Origin of the sequence: Bradyrhizobium sp. (genome assembly GCF_030654605.1) — a bacterium.
Lineage (GTDB): Bacteria > Pseudomonadota > Alphaproteobacteria > Rhizobiales > Xanthobacteraceae > Bradyrhizobium.
In genome coordinates, this window is the sequence record NZ_JAURXB010000222.1 from 1 (window position 1) to 4218 (window position 4218).

The following is a 4218-nucleotide window of genomic DNA, read 5'->3' on the forward strand; positions in this document are numbered from 1 at the left end:
CATGCGGACGACGCGGCGAGCCAGGAACAGCGGGTCTTCGCCGGCGTCCATCATGCGGCAGAGATAATATAGCGCCGCATCCGGATCGCTTCCGCGTACAGATTTATGCAACGCTGAAATCAGGTTGTAATGGCCGTCGGCCGACTTGTCGTAGATCGGCGCGCGGCGCTGCAGGATGTCCTGCAGCTGCACGGCATTGAAGGTCTCGTTGGCGCGCGCGGCGCGCCAGACCTCTTCGGCGAGCGTGAGCGACGCGCGGCCATCGCCATCGGCCATCCGCACCAGCACGGCGCGTGCCTCCGCGTCGAGCGGCAGTTTCTTGCCCTCGATCTTCTCGGCATGCGCGAACAGTTTTTCGATCGCCGCGGCATCCAGCGACTGGAACACCAGCACGCGCGCGCGCGACAGCAGAGCGGCGTTGAGTTCGAACGAGGGATTTTCGGTGGTGGCGCCGACCAGCACCACGGTGCCGTCTTCCATCACGGGCAGGAAGGAATCCTGCTGCGCGCGATTGAACCGGTGCACCTCGTCGACGAACAGCAGCGTGCCCTTGCCCATCTCGCGGCGGGCGCGGGCGGCGTCGAAGACTTTCTTCAGGTCGGCGACGCCGGAAAATACCGCGGAAATCTGTTCGAAATGCAGCTCGGTCGCATCTGCCAAGAGCCGCGCGACGGTGGTCTTGCCGGTGCCGGGCGGGCCCCAGAACACCAGCGAACCCAGCGTCCGCGTCGCCAGCATCCGCGTCAGCGCGCCGTCGGGCCCGAGGATATGATCCTGACCGACCACATCCGACAGCACGGCCGGGCGCAGCCGGTCCGGCAACGGACGCGGCGCATCCTGCTCCATGCCTGCGGCAGCGAACAGGTTGGTGCTTCCGCGTGGGCTCTTCGGGCTCATCCGCCGAGCGTTACGTTGATCTGCTGGCCGCCGCGCACCACGACGATGCGCCAGAGCCGCGCGGACTCGCGCGTCGCCTTTTCGAGATCGCTGGTTTTGGTGATTTTCTGGTTGTTGACCGCGAGGATGATGTCGCCCTTCTGGAAACCGACGCTGGCAGCGGTCGCGCCATCGGCGAGCTCGGTCACCACCACGCCCTTGGTATCGGCATCGATGCGCAATTCGTCGGCGACCGCCGGCGAAATGTTGGCGACCCTGGCGCCCTGGAACGGCGAGCGCGAGGTCAGAACGATCTCGTCGCGGCCGGTATCGGGCGCGGTCTCGAGCGGCACCGTCAGCTTCACGGTCTTGCCGGCGCGCTGCACGTCGATCTGCGCGGTGCCGCCGAGCGGACGGGTGGCGAAGCGATAATCGAAACCGTTGGGATCGTCGACGGTCTGGCCGTCGATCGCAACCACCAGGTCGGACAATTTCAGCCCTGCCCGCGCCGCCGGGCTGCCCGCCGTGACGTTGGCGACCAGCGCGCCCGAGGGAACGCGAAGCCCCAGCGTCTCGGCGATCTCGGGCGTTACCGCCTGCAACCTCGCGCCGAGCCACGGTCGCTTCACCGCCTTGCCGCCGCTCTTGGCGGAGGCCACCACGACGCGGACCATGTTGGCGGGGATCGCAAAGCCGATACCTTGCGAGCCGCCGGAACGCGAAAAGATCGCGGTGTTGACGCCGGCAAGCTTGCCGGTCATGTCGACCAGCGCGCCGCCGGAATTGCCGGGATTGATGGCCGCATCGGTCTGGATGAAGAACTGGTAGTCGGTGATACCGACTTGCGTCCGCGCCAGCGCCGAGATGATGCCGTGGGTCACGGTCTGTCCGACGCCGAAGGGATTGCCGATCGCCAGCACGACATCGCCCACCAGCAACTCGTCCGAGTTGGCAAAATCGAGCGTCGCGAATTTTTCCTTGCCATCCTTGATCCGCAACACCGCGAGATCGGTGCGGCTGTCCTTGAGGACGATCTCGGCCTCGAATTCGCGCTTGTCGGAAAGCGAGATCTTGACCTGGTCGGCGCCTTCGATGACGTGGTTGTTGGTCACGACGAGGCCGGACGAATCCACCATGACGCCCGATCCCAGCGAGCGCTGCATCTGCTCCGGCTGCTGGCCGGGCACGCCGAAGAAGCGGCGGAAGATCGGATCGTCGAGCAGTGGATTGCGGTTCTGCACTACCTTGGCGGCATAGACGTTGACCACCGCCGGCTGCACCCGCTGCACGATCGGCGCGTAGGACAGTCGCAGCTCCACGGGGGACGTCGGCACGCGGCGGTCCTGCGACATCGCCGGGCTGGCCGCGGCCGCAAGGGCCAGCAACGCCGTGATCATACGAACAGCAAACATGAAAAAATTCCCTGGGGATTGGTGGTTCGAATATAGGCGTCCCGGCCGGCGAATAGAAGCGATTGCAAGGCCCGATCGGTCTGTTATCGCCCGATTCGGCTGATGTTTCCGGGTCAAACCTTGCAATTTCGGCCCCGAAACAGCAGGTAATGCCGGAACACCGGCGTATTGCCGCCGGCATCAAGGAGAACCGCCCAATGAAGGCCGTCGGATACCAGAAATCGCTTCCCGTCGATGACGCGAACTCGCTGTTTGATTTCGAGGCGGCCAATCCGGAGCCGAAAGGTCGCGACATCCGCGTCGCCGTGAAGGCTATTTCCGCCAATCCGGTCGATTACAAGGTCCGCAAGCGCGCCGCACCGCCAGCGGGTGAAACCAAGATTTTGGGCTATGACGCCGCAGGGATCGTCGACGCCGTCGGCCCCGATGTCACGCTGTTCAAGCCGGGCGACGAGGTGTTTTACGCCGGCTCGATCCTGCGCCAGGGCACCAATTCGGAATTTCACCTGGTCGATGAGCGCATCGTCGGTCGCAAGCCGAGGACGCTTTCCTTCGCGCAAGCAGCCGCCCTGCCCGTGACCTCGATCACCGCCTGGGAATTGCTGTTCGACCGGCTGGGCGTGGTGCCCGGCAAGAGCGTCGATCCGCGCACGCTCCTGATCATGGGCGGCGCCGGCGGCGTCGGCTCGATCCTGATCCAGCTGGCGCGCCGCCTCACGGGTCTTACCGTCGTCGCGACCGCGTCGCGCCCGGATTCGCAAAAATGGTGCCTCGATCTCGGCGCCCACGCGGTGATCGACCACGCCAAGCCGATGAAGGAGCAGATCGAAGCGCTGAAAGTGCCGCCGGTGGCGCTGATCGCGAGCCTCACCAATACCGAGCAGCACTACAAGGCGCTCGCCGACATCATCGCGCCGCAGGGCAAGTTCGGCATGATCGACGATCCCCAGGAATTCACCTTCAGCGTCTTCAAGGGCAAGGCGGTTTCGGTGCACTGGGAATCGATGTTCACGCGCTCCTCGTTCCAGACCGCGGACATGATCGGCCAGCACAATTTGCTCAACGACGTCGCCGACCTCATCGACAAGGGCGCGCTGCGCACCACGCTCGACCAGAGGTTCGGCACCATCAACGCGACGAACCTGAAGCGCGCGCATGCGCTGCTGGAAAGCGGCAAGTCGCGCGGCAAGATCGTGCTGGAGGGGTGGTAACTCCTATCAACACGTCGTCCCGGCGAACGCCGGGACCCATACCGCGTGATCTATCTGTAAGGCAGAGAGGCTGACGCCGATTACAACACGAAGGCCGGTGGTTATGGGTCCCTGCGTTCGCAGGGACGACGAAGCAGCGGCGCGATCAAGCCGCCGCAGGCCCGCTGCCCAAAATGTCCGCCAGCTCCGACAACAGCCGATCGATTTGTTCGTCGGTGCCGACGGTGATCCGCAGATAGTCTTTGATGCGAGGCGCGGAAAAATGGCGGACGATCACCGCGCGCCGGCGTAGTGCGGCGGCCAACGCCCCGCCCTCGTGTTTCGGATGACGCGCAAAGACAAAATTGGCTGCGGACGGCAGCACGTCGAAGCCGAGCCTGTGCAGGCCGCGGTTGAGCCGTTCCCGGCCTTCGATCACGCTGATACGGCTTTGTTGAAACCAGGCCTCGTCTTCCAGCGAGGCGATGGCGCCGGCCTGCGCGGGCCGGCCGAGCGGATAGGAGTTGAAGCTGTCTTTCACCCTTGTGAGCGCCTCGATCAGGTCGGCGTCGCCGATCGCATAGCCGACCCGCAAGCCAGCCAGCGCCCGCGACTTGGACATGGTTTGAACGACCAGAAGGTTCGGGTGCGAGGCGACCAGCGGAATGGCGGTCTCGGCGCCGAAATCGACATAGGCCTCGTCGATGACCACGGGGGCGTCAGGATGTTGCTCCAGCAGG

General features: G+C 64.9%; 4 protein-coding genes. 1 reads left to right on the top strand and 3 read right to left on the bottom strand.

The features are described 5' to 3' along the window. Positions 1 to 897, bottom strand: an 897-nt coding sequence (locus Q7U29_RS19910; protein ID WP_304744163.1) for a replication-associated recombination protein A, incomplete at its 3' end; no start/stop codon positions are given. After that, on the bottom strand, positions 894 to 2273 hold the full coding sequence (locus tag Q7U29_RS19915) for a DegQ family serine endoprotease (RefSeq protein ID WP_370691793.1): 1380 nt from the start codon (positions 2271 to 2273) through the stop codon (positions 894 to 896). The genes Q7U29_RS19915 and Q7U29_RS19910, both read right to left, overlap by 4 nt. Before the next feature lie 212 nt (positions 2274 to 2485). Between Q7U29_RS19915 and Q7U29_RS19920 the strand changes: the two genes are divergently transcribed. Beyond that, entirely contained in the window at positions 2486 to 3499 is a 1014-nt protein-coding gene (locus Q7U29_RS19920) for a zinc-binding alcohol dehydrogenase family protein (RefSeq protein ID WP_304744165.1), read from the top strand. 145 nt (positions 3500 to 3644) lie between these two features. Here Q7U29_RS19920 and Q7U29_RS19925 read toward each other — a convergent pair. Continuing rightward, positions 3645 to 4218, bottom strand: a 574-nt coding sequence (locus Q7U29_RS19925) for a histidinol-phosphate transaminase (RefSeq protein ID WP_304744167.1), incomplete at its 5' end; no start/stop codon positions are given.